Genomic DNA, 15,689 nt, shown 5'->3' with positions numbered 1-15,689 from the left:
TGGGCCTTACTGAAAGTTGACGATCACCTGCAGCCCCTCGACCGCCAGCGGGGCCTGCCCCGGCAGCGGCGAGAAGCGAAACCTCAGCGGCGCACCGGCGGACAGCCCTGCCAGTGCCTCGCTGCGCCCACGTGCGGCGTGCAGCGCCACGCATCCGGCCGGGTGGCAGAGCCGGCCGCGCCAGCCTTTGCCGGGCGGCACCCGGAAGCGCCAGCGCACCTCGCGAATGCGGCCTTGAGTGCCGCCCGGCGGCATCAGCGCGTCACTGGCGGTTTCCCGCCCGATCACCGCGGCACGCACCGACGGCGCCTCGGCCACCCAGCTGCCAGCGGCCTGGACCGTACTCGATACGGCGACCAGCAGGCCGGCGATCGCCCACTGAGCGACACGACGCCTCATGCCATCACCAGCAGGTCGATGCCGAAGTAGTGGCGGGCGGCCTGGCGCAGGTTGTCGAGCAGCCCCTGGCGCGGCATGCCCGGGGGATGCACGGCCAGCAGGCGCCGCGGCCCGCCGTCGGCGGCCAGTCGCCCGAGCACCGCGAAGGCGCGACGGAAGGCCTCGCCGTCGGCGCCCACCCACAGCGCCCAGCGCGGCTGCTGCTGGGCCAGCAGGCTCAGGTGGGGGCTGGACGCCGCCAGCGGCACCACCTTCCAGCGCCGCGGATCGCCCACCCAGCGCCGGCCTTGGCCGGCCCAGTGATCGAGCAGCGCCATGACCCGATCGGCCTGGCCCGGGGTACTGCCCGGCAGCCCCACCACCATCAGGGTGGTGAGCGGCCCCGCGGCGACCTCGGCCCGGGCCAAGGTCGCCGGCGACTCGGCGGCGGGCATAGGCTCGGCAGCGGTTTCGGGCGCCGATCGCTCGATGCTGGCCGCCCAGGCCCGCAAGCCCGCCGCCTGATCCCCCTCGATCACCGCACGCCCTCCAGGCCGGCCGCCCCGACGTGACGAATGGCATCCCGCGCCATCAGCAGATGCAGCAGCGCTTCCAGCAGCGCGCTCTCGCGGCGACGTCGACGACCGCCCAGCAGACTCAGAAGGTCACGGCGCAGCTGCTCGGCCTCGGCGTCACCGGCCTGGTCAAGGTAACCGGCCGCGGCGGCCAGCCCGGCGGCCAGCAGCTGGCACACCTCGCGGTCGGTCTCCGCCGGCAGCGTGCCCTGCAGGCGCTCCCAGGCACGCCGCACCTGGCGCGGCAGGGCCTCGCCGTGCAGCCGGCCGAGCAGCAGCGGCAGCGCGTCCTCGGCGCTGCGCAGCGGCGTCAGCCAGTAACGCTGGCCCAGCGTGCGGCCGCTCTCGGGATCGACCAGGGTGGCGAACCAGGCGCTCATCGCACAGCTCGCCGGCGCCCCGCGCCGACCGCCAGGGCCGGCCTCCACCGCCAGCCGAGCGAATCGTGCCCGGGCGCTCTGGCCGCGGAATCGACAGTCTCGGGTCTCGACGGCCTCGGCCAGGGGCTCCAGGCTCGACAGCGCCAGCCGCTCGCCGCCGTGGACCACCCGATGGCCGGGACGGGCCTGGCAGATCCAGGGCGCCCGGCTCTCGTCCAGCCACAGCCAGGTCTCGGCGTCGGGCAGCGCCGGCAGCAGATGCACGCCGACGCCCTGGGCGTCGCGGGCCCGCTCGAGGCGCCCAGGCCAACCCACCGGCTGGCGCTGCTGAAGATCGGGCAGTACCAGCCAACCGCCCCCGTCGTCGATGCCGAGATCGGGCATCGCCCAATCGGCGCCTGGCAGCCGACGGCGCGCCGCCCACAGCATGCCGGGCCGAGCCAGCGACTCCGGCGGTGCCTCCAGCAGCGTCGCCAGTCGCGGCTCCTGGAGACAGCCGGGCAACGCCGACAGGTCCCAGGCCGCCTCAAGGGTCGCGAAGCCGGTCAGCCGACGGCGCAGGGCGTCGAGCAACAGCCCCAGGCGCCGCCCCTGGCCCAGCAACGCTTCCGCGCCGGGCCGAGCATCGCGAGCCGCGGCAACGGGCAGATCGTCATCGACGCGGGCGGCACCCAGCGCCGCCTCGATCAGCGGCGAGGCCTCGGCGGGCGCCAGATCCTCCGGTACACGCTGACCGGTGGACACGAAGCGCAGCCGCAGGCCATGGCGAATCAGGGTGTCCAGGGCCGGCCCCAGCTGGCCGGCCTCGTCCTGCTTGGTCAGCAGGGTGTCGTCGAGAGCGACGCCGGCGGCCCGCGCGGCCTGGCGGTAGCGTGTGACCACTTCCTCCAGGGTGCCCGGCTGGCTGGCGGCATTGAGCACCAGCAGCATGCGCACCCGCTCCGCGCCGCCCTGCAGTTGAGCGGCCTGGGCGATGATGCGCTGATCGCGCTGGCTCATGCCCACGGTATCGATGATCACCCAGCGTCGGCCGCTGAGTTCCGCGAGCAGGTCGTCCATGGACTGCTCGGGCGACAGGGCGTGCAGCGGCACGCCCAGCAGCTCGGCGTAGATGCGCAGCTGCTCGTGGGCACCGACCCGGAAGCCGTCGGTGGTCACCAGGGCAACGTTGTCAGGGCCGTGACGCTGCACGCAGCGGGCCGCCAGCTTGGCGGTGGTGGTGGTCTTGCCGACGCCGGTGGGGCCGATCAGCGCCAGGATGCCGGGGGTATCGAGGAAGGTTTCGGGATCGACGCCCGTCGACAGGCGAGATGCCAGGCGACGCACCAGCCAGGCATGAGCGGCCTCGCTATCGGCCTCGGCGTCGGCCAGCTCGGACGGCAGGCCCTGCAGCACGTCGTCGGCGACCGCGCGCCCGAAGCCAGCCTCGCGCAGGACGCGGGCCAATGCCTCGCGGCCGCGGTCATCGGCAGCGACCGAGGCGGGCGCCGGGGAGGCCGGCTGGCGGGCCAGCAGCGCGCGCATGTCCTGCATCTCGCGCAGCAGTCGCTCGCTCATCGCCTCGAGACCGCTCTGCCCGGTCGGGGCCGACGCAGGGGCGGCCGGCGCGACTGCGGCGGGCTCGAGCTCGGACCGGGTCGACGACGCAGACGGTGCGACGCCGCGCTCGGCGCCGGATGACGACGGCGCGGCGGCCTGCGATGCCGCCATGGCGTCGACCGCCTCGTCGGCCATGGCCAGGATCTCGACGCCCGACTCGCTGGGGCGATTGGCCAGGATCAGGGCCTCGTCGCCCAGCGCAGCACGCACCTTGCGCATCGCCTCACGGCTGGTCTCGCCCACGAATCGCATGACGCTCATCTCGCTCACTGTCCTCCGATCAGGGTGGTGACCCGCAGGGTGCGGTCATCGGGAATCTCGGCCTGGGACATCACCGCCAGGTGATGCAGGCGGCGGCGCAGGAAGCGCGCCAGCACCGGACGCAGCGAGTGCTGGACCACCAGCACCGGCGGCTCGCCGCTGGCCTCGTGGCGGGCCAAGGCCTGCTCGGCCTGGTCCATCAGGGTCTGGGCCAGTCCCGGCTCCAGGGCGCCACTGCCGTTCATGGCCTGATGCAGCACCTGCTCGAGCTGGCCGTCCAGGCCCATGACGTTGAGCGTCTGGTGGCCGGCAAACCATTGCTGGGTGATGGCGCGGCCCAGCGCCACGCGGACCAGGGCGGTCAGCTCGCCTGGGTCCTGCTGCTGGGGCGCATGCTCGGCCAGGGCGTCGAGGATGGTGCGCATATCGCGAATCGAGACGTCCTCATCGAGCAGATGCTGGAGGATGCGCTGCAGCACGGTCAGCGAGATCGCCTTGGGCACCACCTCCTCGACCAGCGGCTTGTGGTCCTCGCCGAGCTTGTCGAGCAGCTTCTGCACCTCCTGGCGGCCGAGCATCTCGGCGGCATGACGGTGCAGCAGGTGATTGAGGTGGGTGGCCACCACGGTACTGGCATCGACCACGGTGTAGCCGTAGACCTGGGCATGCTCGCGCTGCTCGGTGTCGATCCACACCGCCGGCAGGCCGAAGGCCGGATCCTCGGTCGGGGTGCCGGACAGCTCGCCGGACACCTGGCCCGGGTCGATGGCCAACCAGCGTCCGGGGAAGGCCTCGGCACGGCCGATCTCGGCGCCCTTGAGGCTCAGGGTGTAGGCATTGGGCGCGAGCTCGAGGTTGTCGCGGATGTGCACCACCGGCGGCAGGAAGCCGACCTCCTGGGCGAACTTCTTGCGCACACTCTTGATGCGGCCGAGCAGCTCGCCCTTCTGCTGGGCATCGACCATGGGAATCAGCCGATGGCCGACCTCGAGGCCCAGGGTGTCGACCAGCTGCACATCCTCCCAGCTGGCTTCCGGGGCCTCCGGCGCCGGGGGCGGCGCGGCCTGGGTCTGTTCCTCGACCAGCCGGCGCTCCTTCTGGCGCATCATCCACCAGGCCAGACCGCCGAGCAGGGCGGTGAACAGCAGGAACACCAGATTGGGCATCCCCGGCACCAGGCCCAGCAGGCCCATCACGCCGGCGGCCAGGAACAGCACCTGGGGATTGACGAACAGCTGGCTGATCATCTGCTGACCGACATCCTGGTCGGTGGTCACCCGCGACACGGTGACGCCGGCGGCAGTGGAGATCACCAGCGCCGGAATCTGTGCCACCAGGCCGTCGCCGATGGTCAACAGCACGTAGGTGCGGGCGGCGTCGCCGAAGGCCATGTCGTGCTGCAGCAGGCCGATCAACAGGCCGCCGATGATGTTGACCACCATGATCACCAGGCCGGCCATGGCATCGCCGCGCACGAACTTGCTGGCACCGTCCATGGAGCCGTAGAAGTCGGCCTCCTGGGAGACGTCGGCGCGACGCTGGCGCGCCTCGTCCTCGCCGATCAACCCAGCGTTGAGGTCGGCGTCGATGGCCATCTGCTTGCCGGGCATGGCGTCGAGCATGAAGCGAGCGCCCACTTCGGCGATACGCCCGGCGCCCTTGGTGATGACCATGAAGTTGATGATCACCAGGATCGCGAACACCACCAGGCCGACGGCGAAGTTGCCGCCGACCAGGAACTGGCCGAAGGCCTCGATCACCTTGCCCGCGGCGTCGCCGCCCTCGTGGCCTTCCAACAGCACCACCCGGGTCGAGGCGACGTTGAGCGACAGCCGCAGCAGGGTGGTGAACAGCAGCACCGCCGGGAAGGCGGCGAAATCCAGCGGCTTCTGGGTGAACATGCTGACCAGCAGCACCATCACCGCCATGGCGATGTTGAAGGTGAACAGCAGGTCCAGTGCGAAGGGCGGCAGCGGCAGGATCATCATCGACAGGATCATGATGATCAGCAGCGGGCCGGCCAGCACCTTCATCGGCACGTCGGCCATCCAGTTGCGTCGCGGCAGATAGTGGCTCAAGGCCTTCATGCTCGTGCCTCGTCGGTGTCATCGTCCGGCCCCGGCGCCGCCATGGCGTCCGGAATCGGCAGGTTCTCGGGGGTCGGCGGCGCCTCGCCGCCTTCCTCGGCCACGCGCTTCAGGCCGAAGGCCCAGGCCAATACCTCGGCGACCGCGGTGTACAGGTCGGCGGGTATCTCGGCCTCCAGGTCCACGTGGTGATACAGCGAACGCGCCAGCGGCGGCGCCTCCAGCCGCGGCACCCCGGCCTCCTCGGCGACCTCGCGGATGCGCGCTGCCACGGCATCGACGCCCTTGGCCACCACCCGCGGCGCGCTCATCCCTGCCTGCTCATACTTGAGCGCCACGGCATAGTGCGTGGGGTTGGTGATGACCACGTCGGCCTCCGGCACCTGGCTCATCATCCGCCCGCGGGCCATGGCCTGCTGCTGCTGGCGAATCCGTCCCTTGACCAGGGGATCGCCCTCGGACTCCTTGTGCTCGCGCTTGACCTCGTCCTTGGACATGCGCAGCTGCTTGGCATGGCTCCACAGCTGGTAGGGCACGTCGATCAGGATCACCACCAGCAGGGTCAGCACCATCAGCCCGCTGGCCTCGGCGGCCATCCACATGGCACGGGCCAGGGCCTGCTGGATGGGCATGCTCATCAGCGCCATGCAGTCGCCGCGGTGCAGATAGAGGTAGGCGATGCCTACGCTGCCCACCAGCACCGCCTTGGCAATCGCCTTGGCAAGCTCCACCAGCGCCTGGGTGCCGAGAATCCGCTTGAGCCCCTTCAGCGGGTTGAGCTTGCTGGCCTGGGGCTTGAGCGACTTGGCCGAGATCACCCAGCCACCGAGCAGCGCCGGTGCCACCAGGGCGATCACGGTCAGCAGCAGGAACAGCGGCAGCAGACCGATCAAAGTGCGACGCCCCAGCGCCAGCGCCTCGACCAGCATCGGCGCGGTGTCCATGACCTGGCGTCGGTCGAACAGGAAGGCTTCCTCCATGACGCCGCCGATCAAGTCATAGAGGCTGCTCCCCATGGTGCCGAGACCGATCACGCCACCGAGCAACAGCATGAAGGTGGCCAGCTCCCGGGAACGGGCCACCTGGCCCTCCTCGCGCGCCTTTTCCAGGCGTCGGGGCGTGGCGTCTTCTGTCTTTTCGTCGTCGCTGGTCTCGTCGGCCATGGCCAATCACCGGGCACTCGTACGCACCCTGGCCATTATCCGGGGAGGAAGGAAGGAACGGTCACGCGAAAAGGGCCGGTTTTCGTGGGCTTATCCACGCGTCTCGACCGCTTGTCATCGACGGAGAAGTGGGCAGGAAAGGCGCGGCGGGGTGCGCCATGGCGCCCCCGTCACGCGCTAGTCATCGGGCCGAGTGCAGACAGTTTTCGGCGATGACTCAGAAGCCCAACTGGTCGAGCAGATCGTCGACCTGGTCCTGGTCGGCCACCACGTCGTCGGCCTCGGGCTTCATCTGCGGACCGTTGAGCAGGGTGTCCTCGCGGCGCTTGGCGTCGTTCTCGCGCTGGCCGTCGGCGCGGCGCTGCATGTCCTCGCGGGTCTCGCCCTGGGGCACGCTGTCGATCAGCACCTGCACCAGCTGATGCTCGATCTCGCGGATGACGTCCATCATCTTCTTGATCACCTGGCCGGTCAGGTCCTGAAAGTCCTGGGCCATCATGATCTCGAGCAGCTCCTTGTTGGTGGCCTGGGTCGCCTCCGGCACCCGGGCCAGGTAGCCACGGGTATCCTTGACCAGGTCGCGAGCCTCGTCGAGTTCCTTGGGCGCGGCGAACCACTCGGCCCAGCGCGCGTCCAGGGCTTCGGCCTGCTGGCTGAGATCGTCCTGCAGCGGCTGGGCACGATCGATGGCATTGAGGGCACGCTCCGCCGCCTGCTCGGTCATGGTCGCCACGTAGCTCAGGCGATCCCGGGCATCGGGAATCGCATCCGCCGCCCGCTCGATCTCCTTGTCCAGGCCCAGCTCGCGCATGCTGTCACGCAGCATGCGGGTCAGGTGGCCTATGCGCTGGACCAGCTCGTCTCCACTCGCCTGGTAGTCACCAGACTGCGTTTCGGTGCTCATCATCACCTCTCCTGCTTGCCGGGCCCGCGAGCCCGGCCGATATCACATGCCCAGCTTCTCGAAGATCTTGTTGAGCTTCTCTTCGAGGGTCGCCGAGGTGAAGGGCTTGACCACATAGCCGCTGGCCCCGGCCTGGGCGGCGGCGATGATGTTCTCTTTCTTGGCCTCCGCGGTGACCATCAGCACCGGAAGCTCCTTGAGCGCATCGTCGGCGCGGATCTGCTTGAGCATCTCCAGGCCATCGAGGTTCGGCATGTTCCAGTCGGACACCACGAACTCGAAGCCGCCGCCCTTGAGCTTGTTCAGGGCGTCCTGGCCATCCTCGGCCTCCTCGACGTTGGTGAAGCCCAGTTCCTTGAGCAGGCTGCGCACGATGCGCCGCATGGTCGGGAAGTCATCCACCACCAGGATGCTCATGTTCTTGTCCGCCATCGGGGATCCTCTTCTCTCGGTCGTCATGGCAATTGCGTGACCGGCGACTCGCCGCCGGCCGTGATTAGAATTCTTCCCAGCCGTCCTCGGCCAGGGCTGCCGAACTCTGGCGCGAAGCCGACGGCTCCCTCCTGGACGGCGCCTGGGGCGAGGGCGAGCTGCGCGGCGGCACGGATGCCGACTGCTCGCCGGCGGCCGGCAAGGCCGCGGCATCGCCGCCTCCCAGGCGGAACACCGCCACGGCCCGCTCCAGCCGCGTCGCCTGCTCCTCCAGGACCGCAGCGGCGGTGGCCGCCTCCTGCACCAGGCTGGCGTTCTGCTGGGTGACCTGGTCCATCTGGCCCACCGCCTGGCTGACCTGCTCGATACCGTCGCTCTGCTCCTGCGAGGCGGCCGTGATCTCATCCATGATGTCGGTCACCCGACGCACGGCATCGACCACTTCCTGCATGGTCGAGCCGGCCTGTTCGACCAGCGCCGAGCCTTCCTGGACCTGGCTCACCGAGCCGTCGATCAGGGCCTTGATCTCCTTGGCGGCATCCGCCGAGCGGCTCGCCAGCTGGCGCACCTCGCCGGCCACCACCGCGAAGCCGCGGCCCTGCTCGCCGGCCCGCGCCGCCTCCACCGAGGCGTTGAGCGCCAGGATATTGGTCTGGAAGGCGATCGAGTCGATCACCCCGGTGATATCGGCGACCTTGCGGGAGCTACCGGCGATGCCGTGCATGGTCTGCACCACCTGCTGGACCACCTCGCCGCCGCGTTCGGCGGTGCCGGTGGCCTCCTGGGCCAGGCCGTTGGCCTGGCGGGCGTTGTCGGCGTTCTGGCGCACGGTGGCGGTAAGCTGTTCCATGCTGGAGGCAGTTTCCTCCAGGGAGGCGGCCTGCTGCTCGGTGCGTGACGAGAGGTCGGCGTTGCCGGTGGAGATCTCCCGGGCCCGGCCGTGAATGGCCCCACTGCCCTGGCGCACGTCGCCGACGATGCCGGACAGGCTGTCCTGCATATCGCGCATGGCGGCGAACAGCTGGCCGATCTCGTTGCGGCCCAGCACCTTGATCTCGTTGGACAGGTCGGCCTCGGCGATGCGCTCGAGGTTGGTCACCGCCTGGCGCAGCGGCAGCACCAGCAGCCGGCGCAGCACCACATAGATCAGCACCAGGATCAGCGCCGCGAAGGCCAGAATGGCCAGGCCGATGACGGTATAGCGCTGCTCCATGGCGGCGTAGTCGGCCATCATGGTCGTGCCGCGGGTGTCGGCGTAACGGACGAATTCGGTCAGTGCCGCCTCGAGGGCCTGCTGGGGCTCTGCCATGCGTTGGCGCAGCTGGGCGAAGCCCTGGGTATCCACCTGGTCCAGGGTCTCGTAGCCTTGGCGCACCAGGGCCAGTACCGCGGCGAAACTCTCCTCGACCCGAGCCCCCAGCGCCTCGCCCTGTGGCGTGCGCGGCACGGCGGCGTAGGCCTCGAAGCGCGCTTCGGCGCGGTCGAGCTGGTCCAGGGCCGACGCCAGGCTGGCATCGGCCTGGCTGGTCCGGCCCATCAGGAAGTGGCCAGAGGCCGACTGCAGCTCGACCAGGGCCCCGGTCAGCAGCGAGTCGGCACGATTGATCTCGTTGAGCTGGGCGACGTGGATCCGATCCAGGGTCTCGAGGGTGTCGGTGGCCGAACGGCTGGCCATCCAGCCCAGGCTCGCCACCACCGCCAGGAACACCAGGAAACACACCAGGACGCCGTTGACGACCTGACTGATACGAAAATTGCGCAGTACCTTGAGCATCGAGACGGCTCCTGTGCCGATGGTTTCCTAGACCCGCTGCGCCCGGCCAGACGCGGCAACCAGCGTGAGCAGCCTAGGGGCCACCTCATCCAGAGCGACCACCTCGACGGCAGCCCCCATGGCAATGGCCTCCCGCGGCATGCCGAACACCACGCAGCTGGCCTCGTCCTGGGCCAGGGTCGGAGAACCGGCCTGGCGCATTTCCAGCAGCCCGGCGGCACCGTCCTTGCCCATGCCGGTCAGCAGCACGCCGATGGCATTGCGGCCGGCCTGGGTGGCCGCCGAGGAGAACAGCACGTCCACCGAGGGACGATGGCGATTGACCGGCGGGCCGTCATCGAGCCGCGCCACGTAGTTGGCGCCGCTGCGCGCCAGCTTGAGGTGAGCGTCGCCCGGGGCGATGTAGGCATGCCCGGGCAGAATGCGCTCGCCGTCGCTGGCCTCCTTGACCGAGATCTGGCAGATGCGGTCAAGACGCTCGGCGAACGAGCGCGTGAAGCCTCCCGGCATGTGCTGGGTGATCAGGATCGCCGGGCTGTTGGGCGGCAGCGGCTGCAGCACGCTGCGAATGGCCTCGGTGCCGCCGGTGGAGGCGCCGATGATGATCAGCTTCTCGCTGGAGACCAGCGGTGCCTTGAGGGTCTTCGGCGCCGGGGCATCGCGACGTCGAGCCCGCTGGGGCCGCGAGCGCGCCGCGGCGCGCAGCTTGTCAGCGATCTCGTCGGCATAGGCCTGCATGCCGCTGCGAATGCCCAGCGACGGCTTGGCCACGAAATCCAGGGCGCCCAGCTCCAGGGCACGCAGGGTGACCTCCGATCCTGCCTGGGTCAGCGACGAGACCATCAGCACCGGCATCGGGCGAAGGCGCATCAACCGCTCCAGAAAGTCGAGGCCGTCCATGCGCGGCATCTCGACGTCCAGGGTCAGGACATCGGGGTCATGTTGCTTGATCAAGTCGCGGGCCGCGATCGGATCCGGCGCCACCGCCACCACTTCCATGTCGGGCTGGCGGTTGATGATCTCTGTCAGCAGGTCACGTATCAGCGCCGAGTCATCGACGCACAGCACCTTGATCCTGGGTGCACTCAAGGGGCATCTCCTCTCCACGGTGGCCGGCGTCACACGGCACGCCAGCCCTGTCGCCGGCCATTGGAAGGGCTATCGGCCGGCCGTTCGGGTTCTTTAGTGCCTCAGTTGCTGGGCTTGCGCATATAGACGGTCTGTCCGCGCAGCCGTAAGGCGTCGGTGGTATAGGAAAAGTTCTCGGAATGCCCGGCGAACAGCAGGCCGTCGGGCTTGAGCAGCGGCGCGAAGCGCTCGAGGATCCGCGCCTGGGTCTGCTTGTCGAAGTAGATCATCACGTTACGGCAGAAGATCGCATCGAAGGGACCCTTGAGCGACCATGAGGGCGCCAGCAGGTTGAGCGCCTGGAAGTCGATCATCGCCTTGAGCTCCGGCCGCACCCGGGCCAACCCTTCATGACGCCCCCGACCGCGCTGGAAGAAGCGCTTGATGCGCGCCTCGTCGAGCTTGTGAATCTGCTCCAGGGAATAGACCCCGGCCCGCGCCTTCTCCAGTGCCTCGGTGTCGATGTCGGTGGCCACCACCTCGGCCTCCGAGGCCCGCGAACCCAGCGCCTCGGTGAGCGTCATGGCGATGGAGTAGGGCTCCTCGCCGGTCGAGGCCGCCGCGCTCCACACTCGCACAGGGCCGCGCCGGTCGCGCACATGGGCCTCCAGCAGCGGGAAGTGATGCGCCTCGCGGAAGAAGGCGGTGAGGTTGGTAGTCAGGGCATTGGTGAAGGCCTCCCACTCCCTCGCCTCGGGCTGACGCTCGAGGCGCGCCAGATAGTCCGCGAAGCGAATCAGGCCATGATGGCGCAGACGCTTGGCGAGCCGGCTGTAGACCATCTCCCGCTTGTGCTCGGCCAGCACAATGCCGGCCCGCTGGTAGATGAGCTGACGGATGCGGGCGAAATCGGCATCGGTCAGCTCGAGGTCGCGCTCGAACTGGCTGCCGCTCGACCAGCCTCCCGGCTCGGGAGTGAACAGATCCCGTGACACGTTAGAATTCCTCCCATTCCTCCACGGCCGGGTCCGACACCGGGGCCGTGCGGGTCACCGGCGGCGCGGCCGAGGCGTCCCGGGGCTGATCGGATGCGGCCGGCAGCGGCTGGCGCGACTCGCTGCCGCGACGCTGTGTCAGCGACGGCGCACGTTCCATGCCGGCTCCGCGCAGGCGGAAGGCCGCCACGGCGTGGGCCAGCTCAGAGGCCTGCTGGTCCAGCTCGGTCGCCGCCCGGGCCGAGGACTGCACCCGTGCCGCGTTCTGCTGGGTCACCCGATCCATCTCCATCACTGCCTGGTTGATCTGGCCGATGCCGTTGCTCTGCTCTTCGGAGGCCGCGGTGATCTCGCCCATGATGTCGTTGACCCGGGTCGAGGCCTCCAGCACCTCGGCCAGCGAGGTCTCGGCGCGTTTGACCAGCTCGGCGCCACCCTCGATCTGCCGCGCCGAGCCATCGATCAGCGCCTTGATTTCCTGGGCGGCGGAGGCCGAGCGGCTGGCCAGCTGGCGGACCTCGCCGGCCACCACCGCGAAACCGCGGCCCTGCTCGCCGGCCCGCGCCGCCTCCACCGAGGCGTTGAGCGCCAGGATGTTGGTCTGGAAGGCGATCGAGTCGATGACGTCGATGATCTCGGTCATTTTCTTCGAGCCGTCGGTGATCTCGCCCATGGTGCCGACCAACTGCTGCATCAGCTCGCCGGTCTCGGAGGTCTGGGTGGCATTGTCCGAGGCCAGGCCGCTGGCCTGGCGGGCGTTGTCGGAGTTGTGCTGCACCGTGGTGGTCATCTCCTCCATGCTGGAGGCGGTCTGCTGCAGCGAGGCGGCCTGCTGTTCGGTACGCGAGGCCAGTTCCTCGTTACCGGCGGCGATGTCGCGCGCCGCCGGCGCCACCCGCTCGACGCCGTCGTTGACGTTGCCGACGATGCTGCCGAGGCTCTTGCGCATCAACTCCAGGGCGCCGAGCATGCGCCCGACCTCGTCGCGACGACGGGCCGGAGCGGAAGCGGCGAGATTGCCCGAGGCGATCTGCAGGGTGAAGCGTTCGGCCTCGCGCAGCGGCCGCACCAGGGCACGCATCTGCACCAGGCCCAGCACCACCAGCACCAGCAGCCCCAGCCCCAGCATGACGGCCAGTCCCAGCATCATGCGCTGCTCGGCCGTGCGAGCCTGGTCGGCCAGGGCGGAGGCCGCTTCCTGCTTGGCGGTGATCAGCGCATTGACCCGGTCCGACAGCGCATTGCCCCAGTCGCGCATCTGCTCGGAGTGAGGCGGGAGCTCCGAGAACACCTTGAAGTTGTCCTCGGCATTGAGCAGCACCAGGGCATGCTCCAGCCCGGCCTGGCGGTATTCTTCGAGGCGTTCGCCGAAGGCGGTGGCGGCCTCGCCCTGGTTGAGCTCACGATCTCGATAGGCCGACCACAGGGTCTCGAGCCGGGTCTCGGCCTGCTCGAGGCTGGCCACCACCTCGTCGCGCTGATTGATCAGCTCGAAGGGCTCGCGGCTGGTCAGCGCCTGGTGACTCTTGGTCACCACCTGGTCGATCTGCTGCAGCCGCGCGACGTCCTGCAGGCCATCACGATCCAGGGCCTGCAGGCGCTGCCCGGCGGCGTCGATGCCGAACAGTCCCAATCCGCCGGCCATGGCCAGCAGCACGCCGGCCACCAGCACCATGGCCACCACCTTGGCGCGCATGCTACGCAGGTTAAGCCGACCCAGCCGACCAACGACCCCACGCCGCTCGAGGCGACCGCGGTTGAGGGTGTAGCCGCTCTTGTGCCCCTCGCGCATGCGCGCATAGACCGCCTCGGCCAGCTCGACCTCGGCGCGCTCCGGCTTGGTGCGCATGGAGGCATGGCCGACGATCTCCCCCTCCTCGACGATCGGCGAGACGCTGGCCTCGACCCAGTAGTGGTCGCCGTCCTTGCGGCGGTTCTTGACCAGCCCTTGCCAGGTCTGCCCTGCCTGAAGGGTCGCCCACAGGTCCTGGAAGGCCGCCGGCGGCATGTCGGGGTGACGCACCAGGTTGTGGGGCGCCCCGACCAGCTCGTCGCGCTCGAAGCCGCTGACCTCGACGAAGGCCGGGTTGGCATAGGTGACGCGCCCCTTGAGGTCGGTGCGCGAGATCAGGAAATGATCGTCCTCGAGGACATATTCCCGCTGGGTGACCGGCTGGTTGTTTCGCATGTCGTCAATTCCCTGAAGCGGCGGCCATCATGGACCGCTCGTTGCTGTTCTGTGATGGCGCCGCGCGAGACGGCGCCGGGTCGTCGATCAGAACGATTCCCACTCCTCGTCCTGACCATGGCTACGCGTGCGTGCAGGGGCGGCGTCGGTGCGCTCGTCCGACGCTCGTTTATCCGACACCAGTGACGGCATCCAGCGCGCCAGTCCGCTGTCCTGGCCGGTGTCCGCTCGCGCGGCGAGCCGCGGCGCTTCGGCGCCCTCCTTGAGCCGGAAGCGACCGGTGACCTCGCGCAGTCGGCCGGCTTCGGCCTCGAGCTGGGTGGCCGCACTGGCGGCCTGCTGAACCAGGGTGGCGTTCTGCTGGGTGACCTGGTCCATCTGGGTGACGGCGTCGTTGACCTGGGCAATGCCGTTGCTCTGCTCGGTGGAGGCGGCGGCGATCTCGTCCATGATGTCGCTGACCCGCTGCACCGCGGCGACGATCTCGGACATGGTCTGTCCGGCCCGGTCGACCCGTGCGGAACCGGCCTCGACCTGGCTCACCGAGTCTTCGATCAGGCCGCGGATCTCACTGGCCGCATCCGCCGAGCGGCTGGCCAGGCTACGGACCTCCTGGGCCACCACGGCGAAGCCGCGACCGTGCTCGCCGGCGCGCGCCGCCTCCACCGAGGCGTTGAGCGCCAGGATGTTGGTCTGGAAGGCGATGGCGTCGATGGTGCCGATGATCTCGGCTACCCGCTGGGAACCGCGGTGGATCTCGTGCATGGTCGAGACCACTTCACCGACCACTTCGCCGCCCTGCTCGGCGGTGCGAGTGGCATCGGCGGCCAGCTGGCTGGCCTGCTGGGCATTCTCGGCGTTCTGGCCGACGGTGGAGGACAGCTCCTCCATGCTCGAGGCGGTCTCCTGTAGCGACGCGGCCTGCTGCTCGGTGCGCGAGGACAGATCGTTGTTGCCGCTGGCGATGCTCTGGGAGCCCTGGAAGATCGAATCGCCGCTGGCACGCACGCTGCCCACCGTCTCGGCCAGGCCGTGCTGCATCTTGTCCAGCGAGCCGTAGAGGCGGCCGATCTCGTTGTTGCCGAGGCGCGGAATCTCCTGGGACAGGTCGCCCTGCTCCATGCGCTCGAAGTAGCCGACCAGCCGGCCGAGCGGGCGGATGACGTTGACCGTCACGCCCCACAGCACCGCGGCGATGGTCAGGGCGGCGATCACCAAGGCGGCGATCATCAGCCCCTTGAGCAGGCCGACCTTGTCGAAGAAGTTGCTGTAGAGCGATGCCCCGTTGCTCTCCGCGTGGCCGAAGAAGGCGACGGCGTTGTCGTAGAAGGTCTGGGTGAGCGTCTCGACCTCGCCATGCAGGTCGCTGAAGGCCTTGGCGCTGCCCTCCTCCAGGGCCTGCTGCTGGGAGCGTAGGCCATCGTTCATCAGCGCCGTGAAGCTCTCTTCGACCGGCGCGATCAACGCCGCCTGGCCGTCCTGCGTCGGCAGCGCCAGGAACTCCTGGAAGGTCGCCTCGATCTCATCGAAGGTGCCGGTCAAGGCCTCGGCCTCGGCCTGCACCGCCTCCCGGTCGTCCGGCCACACCGCCTCGGCGAGCCGGGCGTGCAGGTTGCGCAGCTCCATCTGCGCGAACAGCATCTGCGAGTTGGTGCGGTTGAGGGTGGACTGCTGATCCACATTGACCTGGTTGAGGGTGCGCAGCGAATCCTCGCTGTAGCGCACCGTGTAGAGGCCCAGTCCGCTCAGCACCAGCACGAGGGCAGCGAACACCGCCAGCACCAGGCTCCAGCTGACCCGAACGGTCATGTTGTCGAGAAGCTTCACGACTCTCTCCCTTGCTGTGGGGCGGCAGGCACCGCCCCGATAATCGAATCTCTTGGTC

12 protein-coding genes are annotated in these 15,689 nt (G+C 69.4%); all 12 read right to left on the bottom strand.

Translation table 11 applies throughout. The annotated features are described in order from the left end of the window. Window positions 1-6: 6 nt before the first annotated feature. The 12 genes from ACGTN6_RS04425 to ACGTN6_RS04370 all read right to left on the bottom strand — a co-directional run bounded on the left by ACGTN6_RS04425 (window position 7) and on the right by ACGTN6_RS04370 (window position 15,631). Window positions 7-399, bottom strand: a complete 393-nt coding sequence (locus ACGTN6_RS04425) for a flagellar protein FlhE (protein WP_394590056.1) — start codon at window positions 397-399, stop codon at window positions 7-9. Beyond that, window positions 396-917, bottom strand: coding sequence for a hypothetical protein (locus ACGTN6_RS04420; RefSeq protein ID WP_394590055.1), 522 nt, complete (start codon window positions 915-917; stop codon window positions 396-398). Before ACGTN6_RS04420 ends, ACGTN6_RS04425 begins: the two co-directional genes overlap by 4 nt. Continuing rightward, complete coding sequence (gene flhF / locus ACGTN6_RS04415; RefSeq protein WP_394590054.1) at window positions 914-3,193, bottom strand: flagellar biosynthesis protein FlhF; 2,280 nt, start codon at window positions 3,191-3,193, stop codon at window positions 914-916. Before flhF ends, ACGTN6_RS04420 begins: the two co-directional genes overlap by 4 nt. A gap of 5 nt (window positions 3,194-3,198) precedes the next feature. Further along, complete coding sequence (gene flhA, locus ACGTN6_RS04410; protein WP_394590053.1) at window positions 3,199-5,280, bottom strand: flagellar biosynthesis protein FlhA; 2,082 nt, start codon at window positions 5,278-5,280, stop codon at window positions 3,199-3,201. Further along, complete coding sequence (flhB, locus tag ACGTN6_RS04405) at window positions 5,277-6,443, bottom strand: flagellar biosynthesis protein FlhB (RefSeq protein ID WP_394590052.1); 1,167 nt, start codon at window positions 6,441-6,443, stop codon at window positions 5,277-5,279. The genes flhA and flhB overlap by 4 nt, the downstream gene beginning before the upstream one ends. Before the next feature lie 217 nt (window positions 6,444-6,660). Beyond that, window positions 6,661-7,347, bottom strand: coding sequence for a protein phosphatase CheZ (gene cheZ / locus ACGTN6_RS04400; protein ID WP_394590117.1), 687 nt, complete (start codon window positions 7,345-7,347; stop codon window positions 6,661-6,663). 42 nt (window positions 7,348-7,389) lie between these two features. Then, a complete protein-coding gene (gene cheY / locus ACGTN6_RS04395) occupies window positions 7,390-7,779 on the bottom strand; it encodes a chemotaxis response regulator CheY (RefSeq protein WP_183386798.1) in 390 nt (129 codons plus the stop codon). A gap of 64 nt (window positions 7,780-7,843) precedes the next feature. Then, complete coding sequence (locus ACGTN6_RS04390; protein WP_394590051.1) at window positions 7,844-9,553, bottom strand: methyl-accepting chemotaxis protein; 1,710 nt, start codon at window positions 9,551-9,553, stop codon at window positions 7,844-7,846. Window positions 9,554-9,580: 27 nt separating this feature from the next. Next, window positions 9,581-10,642 carry a protein-glutamate methylesterase/protein-glutamine glutaminase gene (locus tag ACGTN6_RS04385; protein WP_394590050.1) on the bottom strand — a complete coding sequence of 354 codons (1,062 nt, stop codon included), beginning with the start codon at window positions 10,640-10,642 and terminating at the stop codon, window positions 9,581-9,583. A gap of 101 nt (window positions 10,643-10,743) precedes the next feature. Further along, window positions 10,744-11,616: a CheR family methyltransferase gene (locus tag ACGTN6_RS04380; protein ID WP_394590049.1), complete on the bottom strand. Its 873-nt coding sequence runs from the start codon at window positions 11,614-11,616 to the stop codon at window positions 10,744-10,746. Between the two features lies 1 nt (window position 11,617). Next, on the bottom strand, window positions 11,618-13,804 hold the full coding sequence (locus tag ACGTN6_RS04375) for a methyl-accepting chemotaxis protein (protein ID WP_394590048.1): 2,187 nt from the start codon (window positions 13,802-13,804) through the stop codon (window positions 11,618-11,620). An 87-nt stretch (window positions 13,805-13,891) separates the two neighbouring features. Continuing rightward, window positions 13,892-15,631 carry a methyl-accepting chemotaxis protein gene (locus tag ACGTN6_RS04370; RefSeq protein ID WP_394590047.1) on the bottom strand — a complete coding sequence of 580 codons (1,740 nt, stop codon included), beginning with the start codon at window positions 15,629-15,631 and terminating at the stop codon, window positions 13,892-13,894. Between the last annotated feature and the right edge of the window lie 58 nt (window positions 15,632-15,689).

The sequence above is a fragment of the Halomonas sp. B23F22_20 genome (assembly GCF_043496985.1).
Lineage (GTDB): Bacteria > Pseudomonadota > Gammaproteobacteria > Pseudomonadales > Halomonadaceae > Halomonas.
The sequence above is the reverse complement of the archived record's forward strand: the minus strand, read 5'-3'. Positions and strand labels throughout refer to the sequence as shown.

Excerpts from the sequence above, each read along its gene's own strand:
- ACGTN6_RS04390 (WP_394590051.1), bottom strand. The coding sequence starts at position 9,553 with ATGCTCAAGGTACTGCGCAATTTTCGTATCAGTCAGGTCGTCAACGGC.
- flhB (WP_394590052.1), bottom strand. The coding sequence starts at position 6,443 with ATGGCCGACGAGACCAGCGACGACGAAAAGACAGAAGACGCCACGCCC.
- ACGTN6_RS04425 (WP_394590056.1), bottom strand. The coding sequence starts at position 399 with ATGAGGCGTCGTGTCGCTCAGTGGGCGATCGCCGGCCTGCTGGTCGCC.
- cheZ (WP_394590117.1), bottom strand. The coding sequence starts at position 7,347 with ATGAGCACCGAAACGCAGTCTGGTGACTACCAGGCGAGTGGAGACGAG.
- cheY (WP_183386798.1), bottom strand. The coding sequence starts at position 7,779 with ATGGCGGACAAGAACATGAGCATCCTGGTGGTGGATGACTTCCCGACC.
- ACGTN6_RS04375 (WP_394590048.1), bottom strand. The coding sequence starts at position 13,804 with ATGCGAAACAACCAGCCGGTCACCCAGCGGGAATATGTCCTCGAGGAC.
- flhA (WP_394590053.1), bottom strand. The coding sequence starts at position 5,280 with ATGAAGGCCTTGAGCCACTATCTGCCGCGACGCAACTGGATGGCCGAC.
- flhF (WP_394590054.1), bottom strand. The coding sequence starts at position 3,193 with ATGAGCGTCATGCGATTCGTGGGCGAGACCAGCCGTGAGGCGATGCGC.